This is a genomic window from Mycobacterium sp. D16Q16, assembly GCF_002013745.1.
GTDB lineage: Bacteria > Actinomycetota > Actinomycetes > Mycobacteriales > Mycobacteriaceae > Mycobacterium.
Map to the genome: position 1 here is coordinate 1 of NZ_MAEY01000004.1, position 26,255 is coordinate 26,255.

Genomic DNA, 26,255 nt, shown 5'->3' on the forward strand with positions numbered 1-26,255 from the left:
CGGCAGATCAGCGGATTGTGTTGCACGCCCAAGACCGCGGCTGCACCCACCCCGACTGCACCGTGCCCGGATACCTCTGCGAAGTCCACCACATCACCGAATGGGCCGATGGCGGCCCCACCGACATCGACAACCTCACCTTCGCCTGCGCACCCCACCACCGCCTCCTCAACCACGGCTGGACCACCCAAAAACACACCAACGGCACCACCCAATGGATACCCCCACCACAGCTGGTTCGGGCGTAGCGTCCGACCAGCTCCGCCCGGTTCCTGTCGCCCCACTTCTCTAGTGGCTCCAGGGCGGCGCTCATCGACGCCAGCGACGCACGCGGCGAGACCGTCACCAGTTACCGGCTGATACGCGGTGACTGATCGGGCCGCGCCGTGAGGTACGCCCTCGACAACGCGAGGGCGATCACCACCACGACGACCAACACGTACACCGGCAGCAGATGCTCGAAATGCGTGTACCCAATGGCGAAGTGAATGGCCAGGACCGGCACGGTGCCGAACGCGCACCCGATCAACAACGACCACCACACCCAGCGCTCGCCCCGGCGCCAGCCCCACAGGCTGATCAGAAGCACCGCCAATCCGGCGCCCATCAACGCACCACCGAAACCCGCGCGGTCGTGCGCGATGAAGGACGGCAAATGCTGGTTGGCGGTATGCAGCGCCTCAGAGCTGGTACCCAGGAAATCGAGATCGGTGGGGACGAAAACCGATGTCAGCCCGATCGTCGAAATCACCGCTCCGGCAACGAACAACCCACCGCCCACACCGATCATGAGTAGCTGTCCCCACAGCGCGCACCGCCGCTCCGATTCGGGCCCTTCCACGATGGGCGGCCAACACGGGGCCGTGGGCACACGCCACACCGCGAGCAGCAGCAGGGGGAACAACCCGACAACGACGAGCGTGTGCAGTGGCTCGAGGAAACCCGTCACCAGGAAGTAGAAGTACGTCAGGAACGCGACCAGCCCCGAAATCAACAGCGCGTTACGGGCCCAGCGGTGCCCTTCTCTGATCCCACCCCAGGCCAACCCCAGATACAGAACACCGATACCAATCATGTTGCCCGCCATGGTGAGCCGGTCATGCTGCAGAAACCCGACCAGATGATGATTCACGCCGTGCAGGCCGTCGACCGACAGCCCCAGGTAGTCGCGGTCGTACCACAGCAGCACGGGGCCCAAAGAGATGGCGGCCGCCCCGATACCCGCGATAATAAGACCCAGCCCAACTAGTACACCCCATAGCCACGCGGGCCATCCGCGCGGGTCAAACTCGATATCGCGCAATGCCTTTGGCGGCGAAGTCGGCGTAGCGGCCTCGATCACCCGGCTGAACCAGCCCGGCCCGGCGTCAATCAAGACCGCGGGTGTGGCGAGCACGGTCGCCGACGGATCCGCCAGCGCGCGCACCGCGGCGTCCATCGATGGTTCGGTCAGTCGCACCGTCCCGGCATCCCCGGGCCAGGACACCGCGTCGACGAAGGGCGCCACCGCATCGGCCACCTCGGTGGTAGCGACGAGCGCGACAACCCGGCATCTGCGGTCGGCGGCCGCCCGCCGCACCGCGTCCACGTCGGCAGTGCCCACCGGTCCGATCTCGACGACACTGGCCCCCTGTACCGGCAACACCGCGACGGCCTCGCGCGCGATCGACGGCGGAACCGTCGCCCCGAACCGGCCGTGCCATTGCGGCGGAACCGGCGGATGGTCAAACACCCACGGAATCCAGCGCCGCCCTCCGGCGCACGTCACCACCGCCGCCAGGACCTTCATCGCCCAAACTCGTGTCCTGCGTTCACCGAGAACGGACGACGCGATCGGGCTCAGCGGGTGATATGTCCAGTCCGGCATTGGCGAATTCTCGCACCGCGACCAGCAACGCACCGCGGATCTGAACTCGGTATCCAAACTCGATGAGCCGACCACCCTCGAACGCGACTAGGCTCACAACGTGACCCTTCCGGCCGACCCCGCACCTGAATTCGCCGCCTACGCCCACCCAGAACGCCTCGTCTCCGCGGACTGGCTGTCCGGGCACCTAGGCACCCCCGGACTGTCCATCGTGGAGTCCGACGAAGACGTTCTGCTCTACGACATTGGGCACGTTCCCGGCGCGGTGAAGATCGACTGGCACGTCGACCTGAATGACGGCACCGTCCGCGACTACATCGACGGCGTGCAGTTCGCAGAGCTCATGAACCGCAAGGGGATCCGCCGCGAGGACACAGTTGTCATCTATGGCGACAAGTCCAACTGGTGGGCCGCCTACGCACTCTGGGTATTCACGCTGTTCGGCCACCCCGACGTCCGGCTCCTCGACGGTGGGCGGGATCTGTGGATCTCCGAGGGACGCGACACCACACTCGACGTTCCAGCCAAGTACACCGAGGGCTACCCCGTGGTGGACCGCGACGACGCACCGATTCGCGCGTACGCCGACGACGTGCTGGCCCACCTCGGACATGGACCGCTGGTCGATGTGCGTTCCCCCGCGGAATACACCGGCGAACGCACCCACATGCCCGATTACCCGGAAGAGGGAGCATTGCGGGGTGGACACATCCCCACCGCTGTCTCGATCCCCTGGGCCAAGGCCGCCGCGGACGACAGCAGGTTCCGGCGCCGCGCCGAACTCGACGCCATCTACGGCGATGTCATCGCCGCGGACGGCGACATCGTCGCCTACTGCCGCATCGGCGAGCGTTCCAGCCACACGTGGTTCGTCCTCACTCACCTGCTGGGCGTCGAGGGTGTGCGCAACTACGACGGCTCGTGGACCGAATGGGGCAACCGGGTCCGCACGCCGATCGTCAAGGGCGACAAACCAGGCGCGCCCCCTGCAGCATGAGCCTCCCTGCCGAACTCGCCGAGATCGTCGCCGATTTCAAGGCCGTCGACGGGCAGGACAAGCTTCGCCTGCTACTGGAATTCTCGGCCGAATTACCTGAGTTGCCATCGCATTTGGAACAGGCGGCGATGGAGCCGGTGCCGGAATGCCAGTCACCGCTGTTCCTGGACGTCGACGCCAGTGACCGCGATGGCGTACGCCTCTATTTCAGTGCGCCCGCCGAAGCTCCAACGACACGCGGGTTCGCCTCGATCCTGCACCAGGGTCTGGACGGCCAGTCCGCAGACGCAATCCTGGCGGTCCCCGACGACTTCTATGCGGACCTCGGATTGGCAGCGCTGATCAGCCCGCTGCGACTGCGCGGAATGTCGGCGATGCTGGCACGCATCAAGCGACGACTGTCCTGAACCTACTCGTCAGTAGGTAAAAACTTGGGGCGGCACACCCCATCCCGGATGTGTGTTTGATGCCACGGATGCATAAACTCACTGCCGAGACTCTAAGAAAGCACTAAAACCAGGAGGCCAGGTGCCCAATCACGCCAGCTCGAAGATCAGCAAGGTACTCGTCGCCAACCGCGGTGAGATTGCGGTCCGGGTTATCCGCGCGGCGAAGGATGCTGGACTGGGCAGCGTCGCGATCTACGCAGAGCCCGACGCCGACGCACCCCACGTCCACCTGGCCGATGAGGCCTTCGGTATCGGCGGTAACACCGCCGCCGAGTCCTACCTGGACTTCGGCAAGATCCTGGAAGCCGCCGAGAAGTCCGGCGCCAACGCCATCCACCCCGGTTACGGCTTCCTCTCCGAGAACGCCGACTTCGCCCAGGCCGTCATCGACGCCGGGTTGATCTGGATCGGGCCCAGCCCGCAGTCCATTCGCGACCTCGGCGACAAGGTGACCGCCCGCCACATCGCGGCCCGGGCGCAGGCCCCGCTGGTCCCCGGCACCGCCGACCCCGTTAAGGACGCGGACGAGGTTGTCGCCTTCGCCAAGGAGCACGGTCTGCCGATCGCCATCAAGGCGGCATTCGGTGGCGGTGGCCGCGGCATGAAGGTGGCCCGCACCCTTGAAGAGGTACCCGAGCTATTCGAGTCCGCCACCCGTGAGGCCGTCGCCGCCTTCGGTCGTGGTGAGTGCTTCGTGGAGCGCTACCTGGACAAGCCGCGCCACGTCGAGGCCCAGGTCATCGCCGACCAGCACGGCAACGTCATCGTCGCCGGTACCCGCGACTGCTCGCTGCAGCGCCGCTTCCAGAAGCTAGTCGAGGAGGCGCCCGCGCCGTTCCTCACCGACGCGCAGCGCAAGGAGATCCACGAGTCCGCCAAGCGCATCTGCAAGGAGGCCGGTTACTACGGAGCCGGCACCGTCGAATACCTGGTGGGCCAGGACGGCCTGATCTCGTTCCTCGAGGTCAACACCCGCCTTCAAGTGGAACACCCGGTCACCGAGGAGACCGCCGGCGTCGACCTGGTGCTGGAGCAGTTCAAGATCGCCAACGGCGAGGCCCTTGAGTTCACCGAGGACCCGACCCCGCGCGGCCACTCGATCGAGTTCCGCATCAATGGCGAGGACGCCGGCCGCAACTTCCTGCCGGCTCCCGGCCCGGTCAAGGTCTACGACACCCCCACCGGACCCGGCGTTCGCCTGGACTCGGGCGTGCAGGCCGGTTCGGTGATCGGCGGACAGTTCGACTCGATGCTGGCCAAGCTGATCGTCACCGGTCGCGACCGCAATGAGGCTCTGGCCCGCTCGCGGCGTGCCCTGGCCGAGTTCAATGTCGAGGGCCTGGCCACTGTCATCCCGTTCCACCGCGCAGTCGTCTCCGATCCCGCCTTCATCGGCGACGAGGACGGCTTCACCGTGCACACCCGCTGGATCGAGACCGAGTGGGACAACACCGTCGAGCCGTTCACGGCCGACGCCGCTGAGGCCGACGCGGACGAGGTTCTGCCCCGCCAGAAGCTGGTCGTCGAGGTTGGCGGCCGTCGTCTCGAGGTGTCGCTGCCCGGTGACATCTCGCTGGGCGGTGGGGGCGGTGGCGCCGCGAACGGTGTCATCCGTAAGAAGCCCAAGGCCCGCAAGCGCGGTGGCCACGGTGGCGGCGCCGCCACCGGCGACTCGGTGACGGCTCCGATGCAGGGCACCGTCGTGAAGGTCGCCGTCGAAGAGGGCCAGGAGGTCGAGGCCGGCGAGCTGATCGTGGTGCTGGAAGCCATGAAGATGGAAAACCCCGTCACCGCGCACAAGGCCGGCACCATCACCGGGCTGAGCGTCGAGGCCGGTGCCGCCATCACCCAGGGCACGGTCATCGCAGAGATCAAGTAGGACTTTTGTCGCCGAGCGTGAAGCTGTGGCGGGATTCGCACCGAATTGCCGCCATGGTTTCACGCTCGACGCATTTCTAGACTCATGGAACCCATCGAAATCAACGCGGGCGCGTGGTATTTGCGCGCCCTGCGTGCCGACGAACGCGTGGACGACCGTCCGGCATTGACATCGCTTGGTGTCGACGACTCCGAGTACGTGTCCGCACGCACGGCCGACTGGGACTCCGATCACCTCTACAGCTGGGCCGTCTGTGAACCCACCACAGCCGAGATGGTCGCCGAGGTGCTGCTCGACCCCGCCACCGGCACCATCGAGTCGAGGGCGCGCACCGACTATCCCGGCTCATCGGGCGCAGAGCAGGAAGCCGTCGCCGCGGTGCGTCGATTCGCCGACGCGATGCTCGCGTGACGGAAAGAATCCACTTGACCTCGAGTGCACTTTAGGTACGACGATGGGCGCGTGAACACGTCAACCACCCCACTGCGCCTCGCCGTGATCTGCGCCAGTACGCGTGATGGTCGGTTCGGTCCCACCGTAGCCAATTGGATCGCAGAAAAGGCCCGGCATCATCCGTCGTTCCAGGCCGGATACATCGACCTCGCGGAGTATCCACTGCCCCTTCATCTTTCCCGAAGAGAGGGTGCCGAAGGCACCGCCCAGCTGGCCAAGGTGACGGCACGGTTACGTATCGCCGACGCCTTCCTCGTGGTCACTCCCGAGTACAACCACAGCTTCCCCGCCCCGCTGAAGAATCTGATCGATTGGCATCACAGCGAGTGGCAGGCCAAGCCGGTCGGATTCACGTCGTACGGCGGCATGTCGGGCGGACTGCGCGCCATCGAGCAGCTGCGGCTGGTATTCGCCGAACTACACGCGGTGACCACCCGGGATGTGGTGAGTTTCCATGGTGTGTGGAGCCAGTTCGACGATGCCGGCCGATTGGTCGACAGCCGCGATGCCGAAACCGCCGCCAAGACAATGCTCGACGAGCTGGCGTGGTGGGGCTCGGCGCTGCGGACAGCGCGGGAGCACTCCCCCTACGCCTGGTGAGACAGCACCCTCGATACCGCGGCGACGGCGGCGTCGATCTCCTCGGCGCTGACGATCAGCGGTGGGCGGAATCGGACGCTGTTCTTGCCACTGGGCAGCAGGATCACGCGCTCCTGTGACCATAGACGCTGCACCAGGCGATCGCGCTCGGCGGAGCTCGGCAGGCTGAAGGCGCACATCAAGCCACGGCCCCGCACGTCGCTGACCTCACCGTGCCGCAGCGCGAGGGTCTGCAGGCGGTCGAGCAGGTATTCACCCATCCGCGTCGCGTTGCCGAAAAGCCGCTGCGACTCAATCACTTCCAGAATGCGGCGGGAGCGCACCATGTCGACCAGGTTTCCGCCCCAGGTGGAGTTGATACGCGAGCTGACGGCGAAGACATTGTCGGCCACCTCGTCAACGCGCCCACCCGCCATGACCCCGCACACCTGGGTCTTCTTCCCAAAGGCGATGATGTCGGGGGTCACGCCCAGCTGCTGGAAGGCCCAGGCTGTTCCGGTAAGACCACACCCGGTCTGCACTTCGTCGAAGACGAACAGCGTGTCGTTCTCGTGACACAGCGCACGCATGGCGTGGAAGAACTCCGGACGGAAGTGGTGATCTCCGCCCTCGCCCTGGATCGGCTCAGCGATGAAACATGCGATGTCGTTTGGATTTTCGGCGAAAACGCGGCGCGCCTGCTCCAGCGCCGCGGCCTCTAGCTCTTCGATATCGGCGTCGGGACGCAGGTATGGTGCGTCGATTCGCGGCCAATCGAACTTGGGGAACCGCGCCACCTTGTTGGGGTCGGTGTTCGTCAGCGACATGGTGTATCCGCTGCGACCGTGGAAGGCCTCCCGCAGGTGTAAAACTTTGGTGCCCAACGCCGGATCAATTCCGTGCGCCTCGTTCCAGCGGCTCTTCCAGTCGAAGGCGACCTTCAGCGCGTTCTCGACGGCCAGCGCGCCGCCGTCGACGAAGAACAGGTGCGGAAGCGCCGGATCGCCGAGCACGCGCGCGAATGTGTCGACGAAACGGGCCATCTCGACGGTGTAGATATCCGAGTTGCTCGGCTTGTTGATGGCGGCCCGGGTCAGTTCGGCACGGAACTCGGCGTCCTCGGCAAGCATCGGGTGATTCATACCCAGCGCCGACGAGGCGAAGAAGGTGAACATGTCGAGATAGGTGGTGCCGTCGCGCGCATCCACGAGGTGCGCCCCACGCGAACTCTCCAGGTCGAGTACCAGGTCCATTCCGTCGGCCAGAATGCTGCGCCGCAGCACCTCATGCACCCGGTCCGGTGTCACCGATTCCGGACGTGTTACCTCGCCATCGACCGTGGAACCAGCCTGGGCCCCCGGAAACATTAGTGCGGTCATGAGGCCAGACTAACGCAGTATTTACGACTTCTCTACATCAAGACAAGAATATTTACGGCACAAGCTGGCGGCCATCGTAAAAAGTTTGTAAGATGATGGTGCTTCGGGTGCGAACGTTGGCTGTGGTGCGGATCAGCTGCAGCAGCTCTTCGAGCGCACGAGGCGAGGGCACCCGCACCAGGAGGACGTAACTTTCCTCGCCCGCCACCGAGTAGCACGACTCAATGGCGTCGATGTGCTCAAGCCGTGCCGGAGCATCATCGGGCTGTGAAGGATCGAGAGGGGTGATTGCCACGAACGCCGACAGCATTTGGCCCACCGACTCCGGATTGACCCGGGCCGCGTACCCGGTGAGAACACCGCGAGATTCCAGCCGTCGCACGCGGGTTTGCACCGCCGAGATCGACAGCCCGGCTTTGGCGGCCAAATGGGCGAGAGTCGCCCGGCCATCGCGAGCCAACTCGCGCACCAGAATTCGATCGACGTCGTCGAGCGGACGCTCGGGTGCTCTCTCGGAATCCGCAGTCACGGGGGCAGAGTACCGCGACCAGCGACGACAAGGAACGGACTTGCGCAGGCCAATCACCTCAACTCTGAGACGAATACGATGACGGCACTCATCCCATGCTGGGAACTCCGGGCAGGTTTCGCGGCGGCACTCTCGCGGATGTATGGGACAGAGGTTCCCGCATACAACACGTTGGTCGATGTCAGCACCGAGGTGAACCAGACTTACGCCACAACACATCCGGATGCCGAGCGGCTCGGATCGGTCGAGCGGGTGACCGCCGAACGCCACGGTGCGATCCGCGTGGGCAGCCCACGCGAACTCGCCGCCGTTGCCGACCTGTTCGCAGCGTTTGGCATGTACCCCGTCGACTTCTACGATCTGCGTGATGCCGCGTCCCCGGTGCCCGTGGTCTCCACGGCGTTCCGTCCCATCGACGAAAAAGAATTGGCGCTCAACCCATTCCGTGTGTTCACCTCGATGCTCGCGACGGCTGACCGCCGATTCTTCGATACGGGCCTGCGCACCCGCGTGGAAAACTTCGTGGAGCAACGAGAACTGTTCGATCCCGCGCTGCTGGCACACGCACGAATGATCAGCGCCGCCGGAGGAGCCACCCCGGCACAGGCCGGGGATTTCATTCGCGAGGCCGTCACGTCCTTCGCGCTGTCCAGCACCCCCATCGACCGTGCCTGGTATGACGAGCTTTCCGCGGTCTCACCCGTCGCGGCCGATATCGCCGGTGTGAGCGGCACGCATATCAACCATCTGACCCCGCGCGTGCTCGATATCGACGACCTCTACCGGCGGATGACGGCACGCGGCATCACCATGATCGACGCGATTCAGGGACCACCCCGGTGGCATGGGCCCGACGTTCTCCTGCGGCAGACCTCATTCCGGGCGCTGGCCGAGCCACGCCGTTTCCGCATGAGTGATGGTTCCGTGGCCAGTGACACGCTGCGGGTCCGGTTTGGCGAAGTCGAGGCCAGAGGCATCGCCCTGACCCCCGCCGGTCGCACCCGCTACGACAACGCCATGGCCGCCATCGATGCCGCGCACGCAGATCCCGAACGGGCCGCGTCCATATGGGCCGATCACTTTCCCGATACCGAAGCCGGGCTGGCCGAAAAGGAACTGGCGTACTTCCGCACGGACACCGGCCCCGAAGGTGAGACCGTGCGCAGCCCCATCGTGTACGAGGACTTCCTGCCGCGCTCGGCCGCCGGGATCTTCCGATCCAATCTGGACGACGACGGTTCCTACGGGGACGGCGCAGATCGTTGCACCGCCGACTATTCGAAGGATTGGATGTCCGACGCCATCGGCCGGGACATCCACGATCCATACGCGCTCTACGCCACCATCGCCGCACAATCTGACCTCACGATAGGAGCCGATCGATGACCACCACCCTGCCTACCTCATCCCCCGAGGTGCTGCCGTCCGCCGAGGAGTTGCGCGCGCGGGCCCAGAACGCACTGCGCTGGATCGGCGCTGATCTAGAACTGAGCACGGAGTCGGGCGAGCATGGCGGCGTTGCGGTCCGTACACCCATTACCGGTGACACGCTTTTCACGCTCACGGCGAGTTCCACGGAAGATGTGGACAACGCCATCGCCGAAGCCGCTCAGGCGTTCTCACAATGGCGCACAACCCCCGCCCCCGTCCGCGGTGCGCTGGTGGCCCGTCTCGGCGAGCTGCTGACGGAACACAAGAAGGATCTGGCCGAGCTGGTGACCATCGAGGCCGGAAAGATCGTCTCCGAGGCCCTTGGCGAGGTGCAGGAGATGATCGACATCTGCCAGTTCGCCGTCGGCCTGTCCCGGCAGCTGTACGGCAAGACGATGGCGTCCGAGCGCGCCGGACATCGCCTGATGGAGTCCTGGCATCCGCTCGGCGTCGTCGGGGTCATCTCGGCCTTCAACTTTCCCGTCGCCGTGTGGTCGTGGAACACCGCGATCGCCCTGGTTTGCGGTGACACCGTGGTGTGGAAGCCGTCCGAACTGACACCACTGACTGCCGTTGCCTGCCAGGCACTTCTGGACCGGGCAGCCGCCGACGTGGGGGCACCGCCGGAGGTCAGCCGATTGATCCAGGGCGGCCGGGAGGTCGGCGAACAAGTCGTCGACGATCCGCGCGTCGCGTTGGTGAGTGCAACCGGGTCAGTGCGGATGGGCCAGGAGATCGGTCCGCGGGTGGCCGCACGCTTCGGCAGATCGCTACTGGAGTTGGGCGGTAACAACGCGGCGATCGTGACTCCTTCGGCAGACCTGGATCTGGCGGTGCGCGGCATCGTGTTCTCTGCTGCGGGTACCGCCGGTCAGCGCTGTACTACCTTGCGGCGGTTGATCGTTCACCACTCTGTCGCCGATGTACTGGTCGAGCGCATTGTCAATGCCTACGGCCAGCTTCCGGTGGGCGACCCATTCGACGAGCACACCTTGATCGGCCCACTGATCAACGAGAAATCATTCCGCGATATGCAGAACGCTCTGGAAGCCGCTCGCGCGCAAGGCGGAACCGTCATCGGCGGCGAACATCGGGAGCTGGGTGATGGCGCTTACTACGTCACCCCCGCCGTCGTACGGATGCCCGAACAGAGCGACGTCGTACACCGGGAGACCTTCGCCCCGATTCTGTACGTGCTGGGCTACGACACTCTCGACGAGGCGATCGCACTGAACAACGCGGTACCCCAAGGCCTTTCCTCGGCGATCTTCACCCTGGACATGCGCGAGGCGGAACGTTTTCTGGCGGCTGACGGATCCGACTGCGGAATCGCGAACGTCAACATCGGTACCTCGGGGGCCGAGATCGGCGGAGCGTTCGGCGGAGAGAAGGAAACGGGCGGCGGCCGCGAGTCGGGGTCCGACTCGTGGAAGGCGTACATGCGACGCGCCACCAACACGGTCAACTACTCCACGGAACTGCCCTTGGCCCAGGGCGTTCACTTCGGCTAGCCGGTTCAGCCCCTGGTAGCCGCCACGGTGCGCTACCAGGGGTGAGGCTGAAAGTCCTTCAGGAAGCAGCCATACAGATCGACGCCACGCTCACCCTGAACAATGGGGTCATACACCCGGGCGGCACCGTCCACGAGATCCAGCGGCGCCCGGAACCCCTCTTGTGCCAAACGCATCTTGCTGGTGTGCGGACGCTCATCGGTGATCCAGCCGGTATCGACGGCGGTCATCAGGATGCCCTCGGAAAACAGTTCCCCCGCACTGGTCCTGGTCAGCATGTTCAACGCGGCCTTGGCCATATTCGTATGCGGATGCCCGGGCCCCTTATAGCCACGCGAGAAATTGCCCTCCATCGCCGACACATTCACCACATACTTGCGCGTGGCGGTTGAGGCGCGCAGCGCGGGACGCAGCCGCGATAACAGAATGAAAGGCGCCACGCTGTTACACAGTTGCACCTCAAGCAGTTCCAGCGGGTTGATCTGATCGACCGTCTGCACCCAGCTGTTGGTATCGACGAGATCGGGTAGCAACCCACCGGCATCGACAGCCGTGCCATCGGCGACCCGGTCCGGCGTGGCCGAGCCCGCGGTCAACGCCAACGACACGAGCGAGTGCGCGGCGGCTTCGGATCCCTCTCCGAGCGCCAAGGTGTGCGGGTGCAACTCACTGGAATCACCCATCGCCGTAATCGGGACCCGCGCTGCGGCACCGCTGAGCGGCGCCTGCTCGGCATCGACCAATGACGTGTAGGAGCCCGGGCTGCGACGGACCGTCTGGGCGGCATTGTTGATCAGGATGTCCAACGGACCTTGTGCGGCCACCTCATCGGCGAAACGCGCCACCTGCGCCGGGTCGCGCAGGTCGATGCCCACAATGCTCAGCCGATCAAGCCAGCCCGCCGCATCCGGCAGCTGCGCGAATCTGCGGGCCGCATCCCGCGGGAAGCGGGTCGTAATGGTGAGGCTGGCCCCGTCGCGCAACAACATCAACGCGATGTACATCCCGATCTTGGCGCGGCCACCGGTCAACACGGCCCGCCGCCCGGTCAGGTCGGTACGCTGATCGCGCCGGGACCTGTTGGCGGGCGCGCAATCCGGGCACAGCTGATGGTGGAAGGCGTCGATCTCGGTGTACCTGACCTTGCAGATGTAGCAATGCTGCGGGCGCCGCAGCGTCCCCACGGCGTCACCACCACGCAAGGGCAGCCCTGCCGTCTCGTCGTCGATCCGATCGGCTGAACCCGTGGCCGTCGCTCCGATCACGGCGCGGTCGGCATCCAGCTCGGCCTGGCGCGCCTGGCGACGGCGCTGTCTCTTGAGAATCTTGAAGAGTTTGGCGACACCGCGCTGCACGGCAATCGAATCGGGGTGATCGGGCGCGAGCTCGGCGGCCTGATCCAGGACGCGCCCAAAGATGGCCATGTCCTCGGGGTCGATGTGCTTAGCCACCGAAGCAGTCTAGTTAGGCGGCTGGCGTCTCTCGACATGGCAGATCCGGCGGAACCCGTGTGAACCTGACGAGTGCTCACCGATCGCGCCAAGTGAGAACCCACCGCCTAGTAAAATCTGCTGGATGACCGACGACTCCGATGCAGTTCGCCCGAGCGGCTCATCGCCTCGCCGTCGGCTGACCCCCGAAGATCGGCGCGCCGAGCTCCTCGAGTTTGGAACTCAACTATTTGGCGAACGTCACTATGACGATGTCCGCATGGATGAGGTAGCTGAGCAGGCGGGCGTCTCGCGGGCGCTGCTGTACCGCTACTTTCCCGACAAGCGCTCGTTCTACACCGCGGTGATGCAGGCCGAGTACGACAGGCTCTACGACGCCACGATCTCACTGGACATGGACCCGACGCTCACAGGTTTCGAGCGCCTGCGGCGCACCCTCCTGGTCTATCTGCACTACCAGGAAGAACATCCTTACGCCCCGGTGACCGTCTTCCGCATGATCGATTCCGCCGATCCCACCGTGGCGGCCATCGAGCAGCAGGAATACGACAAGCAGACCGACCGCATTATGGCTGTCGTCAAACACGTCGCCGGCGATGAATTGACACCGGATCTTGTCACCATCTTGCGGGTGGTCATCCGGGCGTGGCTGACGTTCAACCAGGAACTGGCGCGCCAACGGGCCATCAACCCGGATCTCGATGTCGACTGGCTCGCCGATACCTCCGCACACGCCATGATCGACGCCGTGCGGCGGGTGCCGAACATCCCGAAGGCTGTCGTCGATCTCATGGGCGCCGATTAATTGTCGGTCCTTGTTGGCACGATGGTCTGATGAGCAGCGAGTCCGGTCCACTCGCCCGGTTCTCGGCACCCACCCGGGAATGGTTCGCCGAATCATTTCCGGCTCCCACGCAGGCACAGTCCGACGCATGGCAGTCCATCGCCAACGGCGATAACACCCTCGTCGTCGCCCCCACCGGATCCGGTAAGACCCTTGCGGCGTTTCTGTGGGCCATTGACACCCTGGCCGGTGCCGACCGTGTGGCCCCGGGAACCCGGGTCCTGTACGTCTCGCCCCTCAAGGCACTCGCTGTCGATGTCGAGCGAAATCTGCGTGCCCCTCTTGCCGGGATCGCCCGGACCGCACTGCGGAAGGGCCTGCCCGAGCCCTCGATCACCATCGGGGTGCGCTCGGGCGATACGCCAGCGCAGCGCCGCCGCGCATTGATCTCCTCTCCCCCGGACATCCTCATCACCACCCCCGAATCGCTGTTCCTGATGTTGACCTCGGCGGCGCGCGAAACATTGGGAACTGTCACCACGATCATTGTCGACGAGGTGCACGCGGTGGCCGGAACCAAACGCGGCGCGCATCTCGCGCTCTCACTCGAGCGGCTCGATGAGCGTCTTCCCCAGCCGGCGCAGCGAATTGGCCTGTCGGCGACGGTGAAGCCCGCGGCAGAGGTCGCGCGCTTTTTGTCCGGCCGCGCTCCCGCTACCATCGTCGCCCCCGCCAGTCCCAAGACCTTCGACCTGTCGGTGGTCGTGCCGGTTTCGGATATGAGCGCCCCCGACACGTACCCGGATCCGGAAGCCGGCGCCGATTCTCCACGGGCGGGCCGAAACACGATTTGGCCGCATGTCGAGCAGCGCATCGTCGACCTCATCGAAGTGCATCGGTCGAGCATCGTCTTTGCCAATTCACGTCGCCTCGCTGAGCGGCTCACCGCCAGGTTCAACGAGATTCACGCCGAGCGCCTCGGCGTGGACCTCACCCCCGCACCCAATCCCGGCGTACCCGGAGGACCCCCGGCGCACATCATGGGCAGCGGGCAGACCTATGGTGCCGCCCCCCTGCTGGCCCGCGCGCATCACGGCTCGGTGAGTAAGGAACAGCGCGCGAACATCGAGGACGATCTCAAGACGGGCCGGCTCAAATGCGTGGTGGCCACCAGCAGCCTGGAGCTCGGAATCGACATGGGCGCCGTCGATCTGGTGATTCAGGTAGAGGCGCCGCCGTCGGTGGCCAGTGGACTGCAACGCATCGGTAGAGCCGGTCACCAAGTGGGTGAGGTGTCCAGAGGCGTGCTCTTCCCGAAGCACCGCACCGATCTGCTGGGCTGCGCGGTCACGGTGCGGCGCATGCTCGCCGGCGATATCGAGACCCTGCAAGTACCTGCCAATCCGCTGGACATCCTGGCCCAACACACCGTGGCCGCGTGTGCGTTGGATCCGCTGGATGTCGAGACCTGGTTCGACGTCGTCAGGCGTAGTGCCCCCTTCAGCTCCTTGCCGCGCAGCGCGTTTGACGCGGTGCTCGACCTGCTCAGCGGCAAGTACCCCTCCACCGACTTCGCCGAGCTGCGTCCGCGCGTCGTCTACGACAGAGACGAAGGAACGCTCACCGGACGGCCTGGAGCGCAGCGGCTGGCGGTGACATCCGGTGGCGCCATTCCCGATCGCGGCCTGTTCACGGTGTACATGTACGCCGGTGCCGAGGGCGAGAAGCCCTCACGGGTGGGCGAACTCGATGAGGAAATGGTCTACGAGTCTCGGCCGGGCGACGTGATCTCATTGGGTGCCACCAGCTGGCGCATCACCGAGATCACCCATGAGCGGGTCGTGGTGGTCCCTGCCTTCGGGCAACCAGGCAGGTTGCCGTTCTGGCGCGGCGACGCGGTAGGGCGGCCCGCCGAGCTGGGGATGGCGCTGGGACACCTCACCGGCGAGCTGGCCGCCGCACACGATACCGATTTCGAAAGACGTTGTGCTGAAATGGGATTCGATGACTTCGCCATGGGGAATCTACGCAGGCTGCTCACCGACCAGCTGCAGTCGACGGGCGCCGTCCCCACCGATACCACGCTGATCGTCGAGAGGTTCCGTGACGAGCTCGGCGACTGGCGCATCGTGTTGCATTCACCGTACGGACTACGGGTCAACGGCCCGCTGGCACTCGCCGTCTCCGATCGGCTCCAACAGCGCTACGGCGTCAGCGAGTCACCCACAGCCACCGACGACGGCATCGTGGTGCGACTCCCCGACACCGATGACAACCCGCCCGGAGCAAGTCTTTTCGTCTTCGATGCCGCGGAAATCGAGGCCATCGTCACGCGGGAGGTCGGCGGGTCCGCGCTGTTCGCGGCGCGGTTCCGCGAGTGCGCGGCGCGCGCGCTACTACTACCCCGCCGAACTCCCGGCCGCCGATCGCCGCTGTGGCAGCAGCGCCAGCGCGCCGCACAACTGTTGGATGTCGCACGCAAGCACTCCGATTTCCCGATGGTCCTGGAGGCGCTGCGCGAATGCCTCCAGGACGTCTACGACATCGGCACCCTGGTGCGGTTGATGTCCGGTATCGAGCAGCGCCGGATCCGGATCGTCGAGGTGCAGACCGATACACCGTCTCCCTTCGCGGCCGCTCAACTGTTCAGCTACGTCGGCGGATTCATGTACGACGAGGATCGCCCACTGGCCGAGCGACGAGCCGCGGCACTCTCCCTGGACACCGGCCTGCTCGCCGAGCTCATGGGCCGTGTGGAGCTGCGGGAGCTGCTCGACCCGGCCGTCATCGAGGCGACCGAAAGACAACTGCAGCATCTTGCCGACGAGCGCAAAGCTCGCGACCCCGAGGGCCTTGCCGACCTGTTCCGGCTCCTCGGCCCACTCACCGCCGATGAGGTCGCCACACGGTGCACCGGCGTCGGGACCGACTGGCTACGTGAGCTCGTCACGGCACGCCGGGTGGTCGAGACCCACTACGGGCAGCGTTCTTGGTGGGCAGCCGTCGAAGACGTGGCCCGGCTGCGTGACGCGCTCGGGGTGCCCGTACCTCCGGGGGTGCCCGCAGCCTTCACCGACGCGACCGCAGACCCGCTCGGAGAGCTGCTGGGCCGATACGCCAGGACACACGGCCCGTTCGCCACCGGGCAGGCGGCCGAGCGCTTCGGCATCGGAGTCCGCGTCGCTGCCGACGCCCTGGCGGCGATGGCCGCCCGCGGCCAGTTGGTGCGCGGTGAATTCACCAGCCAATACGACTTAGGTGCCACAGATTCTGAGCAATGGTGCGACGCGGAGGTCCTCCGGATTCTGCGTCGACGGTCCCTCGCGGCACTGCGCGCACAGGTGGAACCCGTCAGCACGGCGGCGTTCGCACGGTTCCTGCCCGAGTGGCAGTACCTCGATTCCAGCCTGCGTGGGGTCGACGGAGTGGCCACCGTCATCGACCAGCTCGCCGGGGTACCGATACCCGCATCCGCCTGGGAGCCACTGATTCTGGCGCGCCGGGTTCGCGACTACTCCCCCCAGATGCTCGACGAACTGCTGGCCTCCGGGGAGGCGGTGTGGTCCGGACATGGCTCGATCACCGCACAGGATGGCTGGATCGCATTGCATCCGAGCGGGGTTGCGCCGGCCACACTCGCTGCCACCGATCCGGTTGTTCTCGACGAGGCGCACCGAGCGATCCTCGATGGCCTGGCCGCCGGCGGCGGATTCTTCTTCCGTCAATTCGGCGAGGCCGCGACCAGGGCGGCGTTGTGGGATCTGGTGTGGGCGGGGCAAGTGACGGGAGACACTTTCGCACCCGTACGAGCGCTGCTGGGTACCAGCACTAAATCACGTACCGCGCACCGAAACCGGCGTGCTCCCCGACTGCGCGCCTACACGCCACTCCCCACCGCGGCACCGGTCGATCCCGCGGTCGCGGGCCGGTGGTCACTACTCCCGGAGCGGCTAGCCGACGGTACCGAGCGCTCACATATGCAGGCCGAGTTGCTGCTCGGACGGTATGGCGTGGTGACCAAGGGCAGCGTCGTCGCCGAGGGTGTCGCGGGCGGATTCGCGTGGCTGTACAAGGTGTTGTCGACGTTCGAGGACAACGGACGCTGCCGCCGGGGCTATTTCGTCGAATCGCTCGGGGGTGCGCAGTTCGCCTCTCCCACGACCGTGGACAGGCTGCGTGAATATCTCGACGCCGTCGACGATGAGCGCACACCGTGCCGGGCTACCGTGCTGGCGGCGACCGATCCGGCCAATCCGTATGGGGCGGCATTGGTGTGGCCGCGGGCGGCGTCCGACTCTGGTCATCGACCGGGCCGTAAGGCCGGGGCGCTCGTGGCGCTCGTTGACGGCCATCTGGTTCTCTACATCGAAAGAGGCGGCAAGTCGCTGCTTAGCTTCGTGACCGACCCCACGATGCTGCACGCCGCCGCATTGGGCACGATGGAATTGGTCCGCGAGGGCGGGCTCGATGGTCTGGTGATCGAAAAAGCCGATGGCAGATCGGTCTTCGATATCGGCGAGTCGGCCGTCATCGCAGCCTTACTGGAGGCAGGTTTCGCACGTACGCCGAGAGGGCTGAGGGTACGCCGATGAGCGCCTGCGCGACGAGGAGACGGTACTGGTGAAAGTGACACGCTTCGACCACATCGTGATCAACTGCACCAACGTGGAGGCAACCGCGGCCTGGTATCAGCGCGTCCTCGGCATGACTCGGGAAACCTTCGGCCCCGCAGGCCGGACGGCGCTGACATTCGGCACGCAGAAGATCAACCTGCGGCCCGTCACGGCAACCCAGGACGAGTGGTTCACGGGCCGGGCGGCGGCCGCGGGATCAGACGACCTGTGTTTCATCACCGATGCCTCGGCGGCCGAGGTTCGCGAACACCTCGGCGCATGCGGTGTGGACATCGAGCAGGGCCCGGTGACCAAGATCGGGGCACTGGGCGAGATGACATCGCACTACTGCCGCGACCCGGATGGAAACCTGATCGAGATCGCGGTGTACCCATGACCAACAACCACTACCACCACCTCGCCTTCGGCGCGGACGCGATCGAGCGGCAGCGCGCTAACGGCAGCTATGTCGCCTACGGCACACATCTGGAACGCCCCGACGACGGCCCCGCCGACCTCGGGTCACGGGAGCTACGAATGATCGCCGAGGCGACCCAGTTCTGTCTGGGCACCGTGACCCCGACCGGATGGCCATACCTGCAATACCGCAGCGGCCCCGCAGGATTCGTCCGCCACCTCGGCGGTAACACACTGCGGTTCATCGACCTTCCGGGCAATAGCCAGTTCGTGACGCTCGGAAACCTCGCGGCCGACGATCGGCTGGCGATGTTCATCGTCGACTATCCACGCAAGCAGCGACTCAAGCTGTTCGGCCGCGGCACTGTGCACGACGGCGAACGCCGCGAGATCGGTATCGCGGTAGAAGCGTTCGACTGGAACTGCTCACGCAGCATCATTCCCCGCTATGACCAGCAGTACCTCACCGATCTCGGCAAGGCCTATCAAGAGAAAGCACAGGCCCGCGAGGCCGAGCTGACTGCCGAAATCGACAAGCTCCGCGCCCGCATCGCCGAGCTCGAAGCCGCGCGACCGTGAACCCCGCCACCCATCGGGTGCTGCGAACTCACCCGGCACGGTTCAGGGACTGGCGGATCTACCGGGACGCTACCTGCGGGGCTCCGCCGAACATCTCCAGGCGTCACTGCCGTAGCGCCCTCGCCGATTCGTACCGGACGTCCCTGCCGGTGAACGGGTCGCGGAATGCCAGCGAGCGCGCCACGAGTTGCAGCGGGCGGGTGAAGTCATCCGGAGCCACCTCCACAACCTCGGGATACAGCGGGTCATTGACGATCGGGATTCCCAGGCTGTTCATGTGCACCCGCAGTTGATGGGTCTGCCCGGTGCTCGGGGTCAGGCGGTACCTGCCGGTCGAACCGTCGTGTTCAAGCAGCTCGATATGGGTCTCGGCGTTCACCGGACCCGGCTCCTCACTCGCCTGAAGGATGCTGCGCCGCTTGATGATCCTGCTCCGCAGCGTCACCGGCAGGACGACTTCCGGGTCGACGGGCGCCAACGCCTCGTAGATCTTGACCACCTGGCGTTGCGCGAACAGCGACTGATAGGCGCCGCGGGCCTCGGGGCGCACCGTGAACAGCAGCACGCCCGCGGTGAGCCGGTCGAGGCGGTGTGCGGGCGCCAGTTCCGGCAGGTCCAGCGTCCTACGCAGCCGCACCAGTGCTGTCTCGGTGACATGGCGACCGCGCGGCATCGTGGCGAGGAAATGTGGCTTGTCAACCACGACAACGTCGTCATCCCAGTGCAATACGTCGATGGCGAAAGGAACAGGAACCTCCGCGGCCACGTCGCGATAGGTATACACCGACGATCCCGCGCGCAGATGTGTCTCCGCGGTGACGGCCACACCCTCGGCGTCGACAACCTCGCCCCCGCTCACCTTCTCGGCGGCGGCCGGTCCGAATCGGGACACCAGCTCATCAACCACCCGCCCGTCTGCTCGCAGGCGAATTCGGACCGGTCCCAAGCCGTCCCGAACCGGTAGCGGTGGCTCTGGAGCCCTTCTTCTCGGGCTCATCAGCGGGACTGACTGCCGAGTCTTACTTGGATGGAGACAGTACGTCGGTTACCGGTTCGACGATGAACGAGCGTGCCTCGGGTGCCGCGACCCGGAGCGCATCCGCCGACGCGTCGTCGGGCTGACGCTGCGAGCGCACCTCGGCATCCACTCGCGCACGGTAGGTATCCACCTCGCGCACAATGTCTTCCGCGGACCAGCCGAGCACCGGAGCCACCAGCTCGGCGACCTCCTGGGCGCAGTCGACGCCACGATGCGGGTACTCGATGGCAATACGCATGCGCCGGGCGAGAATGTCCTCCAGATGCAGGGCACCTTCGGCAACCACCGCGTACAGCGCCTCCACCTTCAAGTACATCGGCGCCTTGGCGATCGGCTCCAGCAAGGTGTGATCCGAGCCCGCACAGGCCAGCACCTCGCCGATCAGCGAACCGTACCGGTCCAGCAGATGCCGCACCCGGTAGGGATGCAGGCCGTAGGTCTCCCCCACATGCTCGGTCTGATTGATCAGCGCGAAGTACCCGTCGGCACCGAGCAGCGGCACCTTCTCGGTGATCGACGGCGCGACCCGTGCCGGCACGAACTCGCTTGCCATATCAATGGCATCGGAGGCCATGACGCGATATGTCGTGTACTTACCGCCCGCGATGGCCACCAGCCCCGGCGCCGCCACCGCGACGGCGTGCTCACGGGAAAGCTTGGACGTGTCGTCATCCTCACCGGCCAGCAGTGGCCGCAGGCCCGCGTACACGCCATCGATATCGTTGTGCGTCAACGGCGTTGCCAGCACCGTATTCACCTTGTTCAGGATGTAGTCGATATCCACCTTGGTGGCTGCCGGATGTGCCAGGTCGAGATTCCATTCGGTATCGGTCGTCCCGATGATCCAGTGGTTGCCCCACGGGATGACGAACAGCACCGACTTTTCCGTCCGCAGGATGATCGCCACCTCGCTGACAACCCTGTCTCGTGGCACCACGATGTGAACACCCTTGGACGCGGTCACCCGGAACCGGCCGCGGGTACGCGACAGCGCCTGGATCTCGTCGGTCCACACCCCGGTGGCGTTGACGACGACATGCCCGCGAACCTCGGTCTCGGCGCCGTTCTCGGTGTCACGCACCACCACGCCGGTGACGCGATCGCCCTCACGCAACAGCGAGACCACCTGAGTGGATGTTCTGACGACGGCCCCGTAGTGCGCCGCCGTGCGGGCCACGTTCATGGTGTGGCGAGCGTCGTCGACCACGGTGTCGTAGTAGCGGATACCACCGATGAGCGAGTTGCGCTTGAGCCCCGGCGCCAGCCGCAGTGCACCGGCGCGGGTGAGATGTTTCTGGGCGGGAACAGATTTCGCGCCACCCATCTGGTCATACAGAAAGATGCCGGCGGCAATGTAGGGACGTTCCCACCACCGATTGGTCAGCGGGAACAAGAACGGCAGCGGCTTGACCAGATGTGGTGCCAGCGTCGAGAGCGACAGCTCACGTTCGCGCAATGCCTCCTGGACCAAACCGAATTCGAGTTGCTCCAGGTAGCGCAGCCCACCATGGAACATCTTCGAGGAGCGGCTCGACGTCCCGGCGGCGAAGTCACGCGCCTCGACCAGCGCGACCTTCAGCCCACGCGTGGCCGCGTCGAGAGCCGATCCGGCACCGACCACACCACCGCCGATCACGATAACATCGAACTGCTCGGATCCCAGGCGCTCCCAGTTCAGCGAACGGGCCTGCGGTCCAAGGAACGTGTAGGTCGGTCCACCCGATACCGATGGGCTGGTTGCGTCACTCACGACTGCTCCCTTCCACTCCCATTAACGGGCCCCCGGAGTCCTTCCAGAAAGCCACGTTACCGGCCGGTAGCGCTCTCGTCTGTGATGCACGCCGCTGTAGCGCATGTCGCCCGAGGTCAGTCCAGGTCATCGTGGGCAATCAACTGGCGTGCCGCCTCCGTCACCGAACCGGACAGGGACGGGTACACCGACAGCGTCTGCGCCAAATCATTCACCGAGAGCAGGTTCTGCACCGCCAGGGCGATGGGCAAAATCAGCTCGGAGGCATTCGCGGCCACCACGACGCCACCGATCACCACACCGGTGGCCGGACGGCAGAAGATCTTGACGAAACCACGTTTGAGGCCCGACATCTTGGCCCGGGGGTTCGTATGCAGGGGCAGCGTGACCGTCCGCGCCGGCACCTCACCGTTGTCGATGGCCGCCTGGGACACCCCCACGGCGGCGATCTCCGGGCGAGTGAACACCGCGGCGGCAACGGTTTTCAACTTGATGGGATGCACCGCGTCACCGAGTGCGTGATACATGGCAATGCGACCCTGCATGGCCGCCACCGAGGCCAGCGGCAGCAGGCCGGTGCAGTCACCCGCGGCGTAAATGCCGGCCACCGACGTGCGCGACACCCGGTCGACGGTGAGGTAGCCGCCGGAGCCGAGCGTGATGCCGACCCGTTCCAGGCCCAGACCCGCGGTGTTCGGAATCGACCCCACGGTCATCAGCACGTGGCTGCCGTCGACCACGCGGCCGTCGGCCATCGCGACGCGGACGCCGGTAGCGGTTCTTGTCACCGAATCGGCCCGGGCGTTCTTGACGAGCGTCACACCCCGTTCGGCGAGCGTGTCCTCCAGGACCAGGGCCGCATCCTCGTCCTCGTGCGGCAGCACGCGGTCCCGGCTGGCCACCACGGTCACCTGAACGCCCAGCTCCGTGTACGCGTGGACGAACTCGGCACCCGTCACACCCGATCCGACCACGATGAGGTGCTCGGGCAGCTCGTCCAGGTCATAGAGCTGGCGCCAGGTGAGGATCCGTTCCCCGTCGGGGCGGGCATGAGACAGCACCCGCGGGCTGGCGCCGGTGGCAATGAGCACCACGTCGGCTTCCAGGATGGTGCTTGTCCCATCCGCAGCGGTGGCCTTGACCCGATGAAACGCCATCCCGACCACATGATCGACCAGCTCGGCACGTCCAGGGATCAGACGCACCCCGGCGTTGCGCAGCCGCTCGGCGATATCGGCCGACTGCTCGGAGGCAAGACGCTTGACGCGGTTGTGGATCTGCGGAAGCGAGATCTTGGCATGCTCCACGTCGATGTCAAAGCCCAGGTTGGGGGCGCGCCGCAGGTCGGTACGCACACCGGTGGACGCGATGAACGTCTTGGACGGCACGCAATCGAAGAGCACGCACGCGCCACCGATACCGTCCGAGTCGATCACCGTGACCTCGGTGGCGCTTCGCTCATGGGCGGCGGCCACAAGCGCCGCCTCGTATCCCGCTGGTCCTCCACCAATGATCACGATGCGCGTTGCCACGGCATCAAACCTACAAGTACAGACCCGACCCGGCTTGCCATCGTGGGGCAACCTTGCCGTCATCTCCACCACAGGACCACTAGGCTTGCCCCCGTGCCGCTCTACGCCGCCTATGGCTCCAACATGCATCCCGAACAGATGTTGCAGCGGGCGCCGCACTCGCCCATGGCCGGCACCGGCTGGCTACACGGCTGGCGGCTGACCTTCGGCGGTGAGGACATCGGCTGGGAAGGCGCGCTGGCCACGGTCGTGCAAGACCCCCACTCGAGGGTTTTCGTCGTGCTCTACGACATGACCGGAGCCGACGAGAAGAACCTCGATCGCTGGGAAGGTTCGGAGCTTGGCATCCACACCAAGATCCGTTGCCGGATCGACCGGGAATCCTCCGACACGACCATCGACCCGGTGCTGGCCTGGCTCTATGTCGTCAACGCCTACGAGGGTGGGCTACCGTCCGCACGGTATCTGGGCGTGATGGCCGATGCCGCAGAAATCGCCGGCGCCCCAGAAGATTACGTACACGGCTTGCGCACCCGGGCATCGCGCAACATCGGCCCCGGAACGAGCTAGACGGAGCCCTGTGCGGCGCTTTGTTCGACGAGGTTGACCAGCGTGCGCACACCGACGCCAAGCGCCCGTTCGTCGATATCGAAGTTCGGTTGGTGGATATCGAGCTGCGGGCCCGATCCCGACCACACGCCCAGTCTGGCCATCGCGCCGGGCACCTCCTCCAAATACCAGGAGAAGTCCTCACCGCCACCTGACTGGGTGGTCTCCGCGAGCGCGTCTAACCCGATGTCCTCGATCGCCCGCACGAAGATGTGCGTGGACTCGGGCTCGTTGATGACGGGCGGCACACCCCGGCGGTAGTTGAGGGTGTAATCGATGCGCAGCGGAGCCAACAGCCCCTCGATCACATCGCGCACGGTGCTCTCCAGTGTGATCCACACGTCCCGGCTGCCGGTGCGCACCGTGCCGGCCAATGAGCCGATCTGTGGAATAGCGTTGGCCGCCTGGCCCGCGTTGACGGCCCCCCACACCATGACGGTGCCGGCCCGCGGATCGATGCGCCGACTCAGCATCCCCGGCAATCCGGTGATGACGGTTCCGAGCCCGTACACCAAGTCGGCCGTCAGATGCGGCCGCGAGGTATGCCCGCCCGGGGAGTGCAAGGTGACTTCGACGGTGTCCGCGGCCGAGGTGATCGCCCCCGCACGGACTGCCACCTTGCCCACCTCGAGACGCGGATCGCAGTGCAGCGCAAAAATTCTCGTGACACCGGCCATCGCCCCGGCGGCCACCACGTCGATGGCGCCTCCCGGCATGACCTCCTCGGCGGGCTGGAAGATAAGGCGTACACCCGAGGGCAGCGAGGGAGCCGAGTTCAGCGCCATGGCCGCACCCAGCAGGATCGCGGTGTGTGCGTCGTGCCCACAGGCGTGCGCGACGTTCGGCACCGTCGAGGAGTAGGACGCCCCGGTGCGTTCCTGCATCGGGAGCGCATCCATGTCCGCGCGCAGCGCCACCCGCGGACCGTCCTCGGGCCCGAAGTCGCAGGTGATTCCGGTGCCTCCGGGCAGCACCTTGGGGTTGAGCCCGGCCTCTGCCAGCCGCGCGGCCACGTATTCGGTGGTGGCGTGCTCCTGGCGCGCCAACTCGGGATGTGCGTGGATGTGGCGGCGCCACCGGACAAGCGCCTCGGAGTTCTCGGCGAGCCAATGCTCGGCTATGGCGGACAGGGATGCGCCACCTGCGTGAAGACCATCATGTTCGCTCATACCGTCACCGTCCTGCGCGCCAGCCGATCCAGCACCCGGGAGCGCTCGGCGTCGTTCTCGGCCAGTCGTACCACGGTGCGCGCCAGCATCTTCGCGCCTTCAACCACGGCCCGATCAGCACCTGGTTCCTTGGCGGCCTTCTCGAAATCGGGTTGGTGGATGACCGCTCCGCCCGAATCGATGCCGATGACCGGGTGAATACCGGGCAGCACCTGCGTCACGTTGCCCATATCGGTGCTGCCCAAGGGCACATTGGCCTCGAATTCCGCGGGCACCGGCGTACGGCCGAGCGACTCCATTTCCTCGCGAAACACCTCAACCAGCCATGGATCCGGCGTCAGCTCCAGGTATGGCGGCGAAGATTCGATGAGTTCGTGGCTGCATCCCGTCGCCATCGCGCCCGCGGCGAAGCATGCGTAAACCTTCTCCTCCAGCTCACGCAGAGACGCTGATTCCACGGCACGCATGGTGTACTGCATCGCGGCGCAGGCGGGGATGATGTTGGCCGCCTCCCCACCCTCGGTGACGATGCCGTGGATCAGCTGTCCGGGCGACAGATGCTGACGCAAAAGACCGATTGAAACCTGCGCGACGGTGACCGCGTCGGCGGCGTTGATTCCGAGGTGCGGCGCGACCGCGGCGTGCGATTCCTTGCCGTGGTAGGTGACCATCACGTCGGTCAGCGCGAGAGAGCGCGCGCCCGCGATATCGATCGGCCCAGGATGCAGCATCACCGCCGCGGCGATGTCGTCGAAGGCCCCCGCCTTGAGCAGAAGTGCCTTACCGCCCCCGTACTCCTCGGCCGGCGTGCCGATAACCACCACGGTGAGTCCGAGGGCGTCGGCAACCTCGGCGAGCCCCAAGCCGGTGCCGACGGCGGATGCCGCGATGATGTTGTGGCCGCACGCGTGGCCGATCCCCGGCAGCGCGTCGTACTCGGCGCAAACACCGATGACCAGCGGGCCATCTCCATAAGTGGCGCGGAACGCCGTGTCCATACCGCCCTGACCGGTGACAATCTCGAATCCGCGCTCGGCGAGCAGCCGCTGCGTTTTCAGGGCGCTGCGAACCTCGTGGAATGCCAGTTCTGGTTCGGCGTGAATGTCGTGCGATAACGCCACCAGATCCGTCGCCGCGGCGTCCACGACCGTGCTGACGGTCTGGGCATGCGCGGCGGACGACGCTCCGGTGGTCAAGGGCATTAGATCAGTATCCCATCATGGTTAGGCTCCGTAGCT

At 65.8% G+C, this 26,255-nt stretch carries 22 protein-coding genes; 13 read left to right on the forward strand and 9 right to left on the reverse strand.

Annotation, left to right across the window (positions count from 1 at the left end; all coding sequences use genetic code 11):
• The coding region (locus tag B4394_RS04440) for an HNH endonuclease signature motif containing protein (RefSeq protein WP_139359944.1) at nucleotides 1-248 on the forward strand (248 nt) is incomplete at its 5' end.
• 101 nt (nucleotides 249-349) lie between these two features.
• On the opposite strand, the gene B4394_RS04445 is transcribed toward B4394_RS04440, so the two are convergent.
• Nucleotides 350-1,867: a hypothetical protein gene (locus B4394_RS04445; RefSeq protein WP_078314320.1), complete on the reverse strand. Its 1,518-nt coding sequence runs from the start codon at nucleotides 1,865-1,867 to the stop codon at nucleotides 350-352.
• Between the two features lie 100 nt (nucleotides 1,868-1,967).
• Between B4394_RS04445 and B4394_RS04450 the strand changes: the two genes are divergently transcribed.
• The 5 genes from B4394_RS04450 to B4394_RS04470 all read left to right on the forward strand — a co-directional run bounded on the left by B4394_RS04450 (nucleotide 1,968) and on the right by B4394_RS04470 (nucleotide 6,245).
• Nucleotides 1,968-2,864: a sulfurtransferase gene (locus B4394_RS04450; RefSeq protein WP_078314322.1), complete on the forward strand. Its 897-nt coding sequence runs from the start codon at nucleotides 1,968-1,970 to the stop codon at nucleotides 2,862-2,864.
• Nucleotides 2,861-3,271: a SufE family protein gene (locus B4394_RS04455; protein WP_078314324.1), complete on the forward strand. Its 411-nt coding sequence runs from the start codon at nucleotides 2,861-2,863 to the stop codon at nucleotides 3,269-3,271. The genes B4394_RS04450 and B4394_RS04455 overlap by 4 nt, the downstream gene beginning before the upstream one ends.
• Nucleotides 3,272-3,392: 121 nt before the next feature.
• Nucleotides 3,393-5,192 carry an acetyl/propionyl/methylcrotonyl-CoA carboxylase subunit alpha gene (locus tag B4394_RS04460; protein ID WP_078308676.1) on the forward strand — a complete coding sequence of 600 codons (1,800 nt, stop codon included), beginning with the start codon at nucleotides 3,393-3,395 and terminating at the stop codon, nucleotides 5,190-5,192.
• Between the two features lie 84 nt (nucleotides 5,193-5,276).
• On the forward strand, nucleotides 5,277-5,603 hold the full coding sequence (locus tag B4394_RS04465) for a hypothetical protein (RefSeq protein WP_078314325.1): 327 nt from the start codon (nucleotides 5,277-5,279) through the stop codon (nucleotides 5,601-5,603).
• A 51-nt stretch (nucleotides 5,604-5,654) separates the two neighbouring features.
• Complete coding sequence (locus B4394_RS04470; protein WP_030096859.1) at nucleotides 5,655-6,245, forward strand: NADPH-dependent FMN reductase; 591 nt, start codon at nucleotides 5,655-5,657, stop codon at nucleotides 6,243-6,245.
• On the opposite strand, the gene lat is transcribed toward B4394_RS04470, so the two are convergent.
• Nucleotides 6,233-7,531, reverse strand: coding sequence for an L-lysine 6-transaminase (gene lat, locus B4394_RS04475; RefSeq protein ID WP_212566633.1), 1,299 nt, complete (start codon nucleotides 7,529-7,531; stop codon nucleotides 6,233-6,235). The genes B4394_RS04470 and lat overlap by 13 nt on opposite strands.
• A 124-nt stretch (nucleotides 7,532-7,655) precedes the next feature.
• On the reverse strand, nucleotides 7,656-8,132 hold the full coding sequence (locus tag B4394_RS04480) for an Lrp/AsnC family transcriptional regulator (RefSeq protein ID WP_030096857.1): 477 nt from the start codon (nucleotides 8,130-8,132) through the stop codon (nucleotides 7,656-7,658).
• A gap of 78 nt (nucleotides 8,133-8,210) precedes the next feature.
• On the opposite strand from B4394_RS04480, the gene hglS reads away from it, so the two are divergent.
• Together hglS and amaB are read left to right on the forward strand one after the other, a co-directional pair.
• Nucleotides 8,211-9,518, forward strand: a complete 1,308-nt coding sequence (gene hglS, locus B4394_RS04485) for a 2-oxoadipate dioxygenase/decarboxylase (RefSeq protein ID WP_078314327.1) — start codon at nucleotides 8,211-8,213, stop codon at nucleotides 9,516-9,518.
• The gene (gene amaB, locus B4394_RS04490; RefSeq protein WP_078314328.1) at nucleotides 9,515-11,074 is read left to right on the forward strand and encodes an L-piperidine-6-carboxylate dehydrogenase; all 1,560 of its coding nucleotides are present in this window, start codon (nucleotides 9,515-9,517) and stop codon (nucleotides 11,072-11,074) included. Before hglS ends, amaB begins: the two co-directional genes overlap by 4 nt.
• A gap of 32 nt (nucleotides 11,075-11,106) precedes the next feature.
• On the opposite strand, the gene B4394_RS04495 is transcribed toward amaB, so the two are convergent.
• On the reverse strand, nucleotides 11,107-12,498 hold the full coding sequence (locus tag B4394_RS04495; RefSeq protein WP_078308991.1) for an SDR family NAD(P)-dependent oxidoreductase: 1,392 nt from the start codon (nucleotides 12,496-12,498) through the stop codon (nucleotides 11,107-11,109).
• Nucleotides 12,499-12,649: 151 nt separating this feature from the next.
• On the opposite strand from B4394_RS04495, the gene B4394_RS04500 reads away from it, so the two are divergent.
• Genes B4394_RS04500 through B4394_RS04515 form a run of 4 tightly spaced genes read left to right on the forward strand, consistent with a single transcriptional unit; the run spans nucleotide 12,650 to nucleotide 18,918 of the window.
• Entirely contained in the window at nucleotides 12,650-13,330 is a 681-nt protein-coding gene (locus tag B4394_RS04500) for a TetR/AcrR family transcriptional regulator (protein ID WP_078314330.1), read from the forward strand.
• Between the two features lie 29 nt (nucleotides 13,331-13,359).
• Nucleotides 13,360-17,901, forward strand: coding sequence for an ATP-dependent helicase (locus B4394_RS04505; protein ID WP_078314332.1), 4,542 nt, complete (start codon nucleotides 13,360-13,362; stop codon nucleotides 17,899-17,901).
• Nucleotides 17,902-17,905: 4 nt separating this feature from the next.
• The gene (locus B4394_RS04510; protein WP_078314334.1) at nucleotides 17,906-18,319 is read left to right on the forward strand and encodes a VOC family protein; all 414 of its coding nucleotides are present in this window, start codon (nucleotides 17,906-17,908) and stop codon (nucleotides 18,317-18,319) included.
• On the forward strand, nucleotides 18,316-18,918 hold the full coding sequence (locus tag B4394_RS04515) for a pyridoxamine 5'-phosphate oxidase family protein (protein ID WP_078314336.1): 603 nt from the start codon (nucleotides 18,316-18,318) through the stop codon (nucleotides 18,916-18,918). The genes B4394_RS04510 and B4394_RS04515 overlap by 4 nt, the downstream gene beginning before the upstream one ends.
• Nucleotides 18,919-19,021: 103 nt before the next feature.
• Here B4394_RS04515 and B4394_RS04520 read toward each other — a convergent pair whose 3' ends face one another.
• The 3 genes from B4394_RS04520 to B4394_RS04530 all read right to left on the reverse strand — a co-directional run bounded on the left by B4394_RS04520 (nucleotide 19,022) and on the right by B4394_RS04530 (nucleotide 23,239).
• Complete coding sequence (locus B4394_RS04520) at nucleotides 19,022-19,915, reverse strand: pseudouridine synthase (RefSeq protein ID WP_078308666.1); 894 nt, start codon at nucleotides 19,913-19,915, stop codon at nucleotides 19,022-19,024.
• Between the two features lie 22 nt (nucleotides 19,916-19,937).
• The gene (locus B4394_RS04525; RefSeq protein WP_078288275.1) at nucleotides 19,938-21,707 is read right to left on the reverse strand and encodes a glycerol-3-phosphate dehydrogenase/oxidase; all 1,770 of its coding nucleotides are present in this window, start codon (nucleotides 21,705-21,707) and stop codon (nucleotides 19,938-19,940) included.
• Between the two features lie 116 nt (nucleotides 21,708-21,823).
• Complete coding sequence (locus B4394_RS04530) at nucleotides 21,824-23,239, reverse strand: NAD(P)H-quinone dehydrogenase (RefSeq protein ID WP_078314338.1); 1,416 nt, start codon at nucleotides 23,237-23,239, stop codon at nucleotides 21,824-21,826.
• 93 nt (nucleotides 23,240-23,332) lie between these two features.
• Between B4394_RS04530 and B4394_RS04535 the strand changes: the two genes are divergently transcribed.
• A complete protein-coding gene (locus B4394_RS04535; protein WP_078288277.1) occupies nucleotides 23,333-23,809 on the forward strand; it encodes a gamma-glutamylcyclotransferase family protein in 477 nt (158 codons plus the stop codon).
• Here the strand turns inward: B4394_RS04535 and B4394_RS04540 are convergent.
• Both B4394_RS04540 and B4394_RS04545 read right to left on the reverse strand, forming a co-directional pair.
• Nucleotides 23,806-25,017: a M20 family metallopeptidase gene (locus B4394_RS04540; RefSeq protein ID WP_078314340.1), complete on the reverse strand. Its 1,212-nt coding sequence runs from the start codon at nucleotides 25,015-25,017 to the stop codon at nucleotides 23,806-23,808. The two genes, B4394_RS04535 and B4394_RS04540, sit on opposite strands and share 4 nt — an antisense overlap.
• Nucleotides 25,014-26,219 carry a M20 family metallopeptidase gene (locus B4394_RS04545; RefSeq protein ID WP_078314342.1) on the reverse strand — a complete coding sequence of 402 codons (1,206 nt, stop codon included), beginning with the start codon at nucleotides 26,217-26,219 and terminating at the stop codon, nucleotides 25,014-25,016. Before B4394_RS04545 ends, B4394_RS04540 begins: the two co-directional genes overlap by 4 nt.
• Nucleotides 26,220-26,255: the final 36 nt, after the last annotated feature.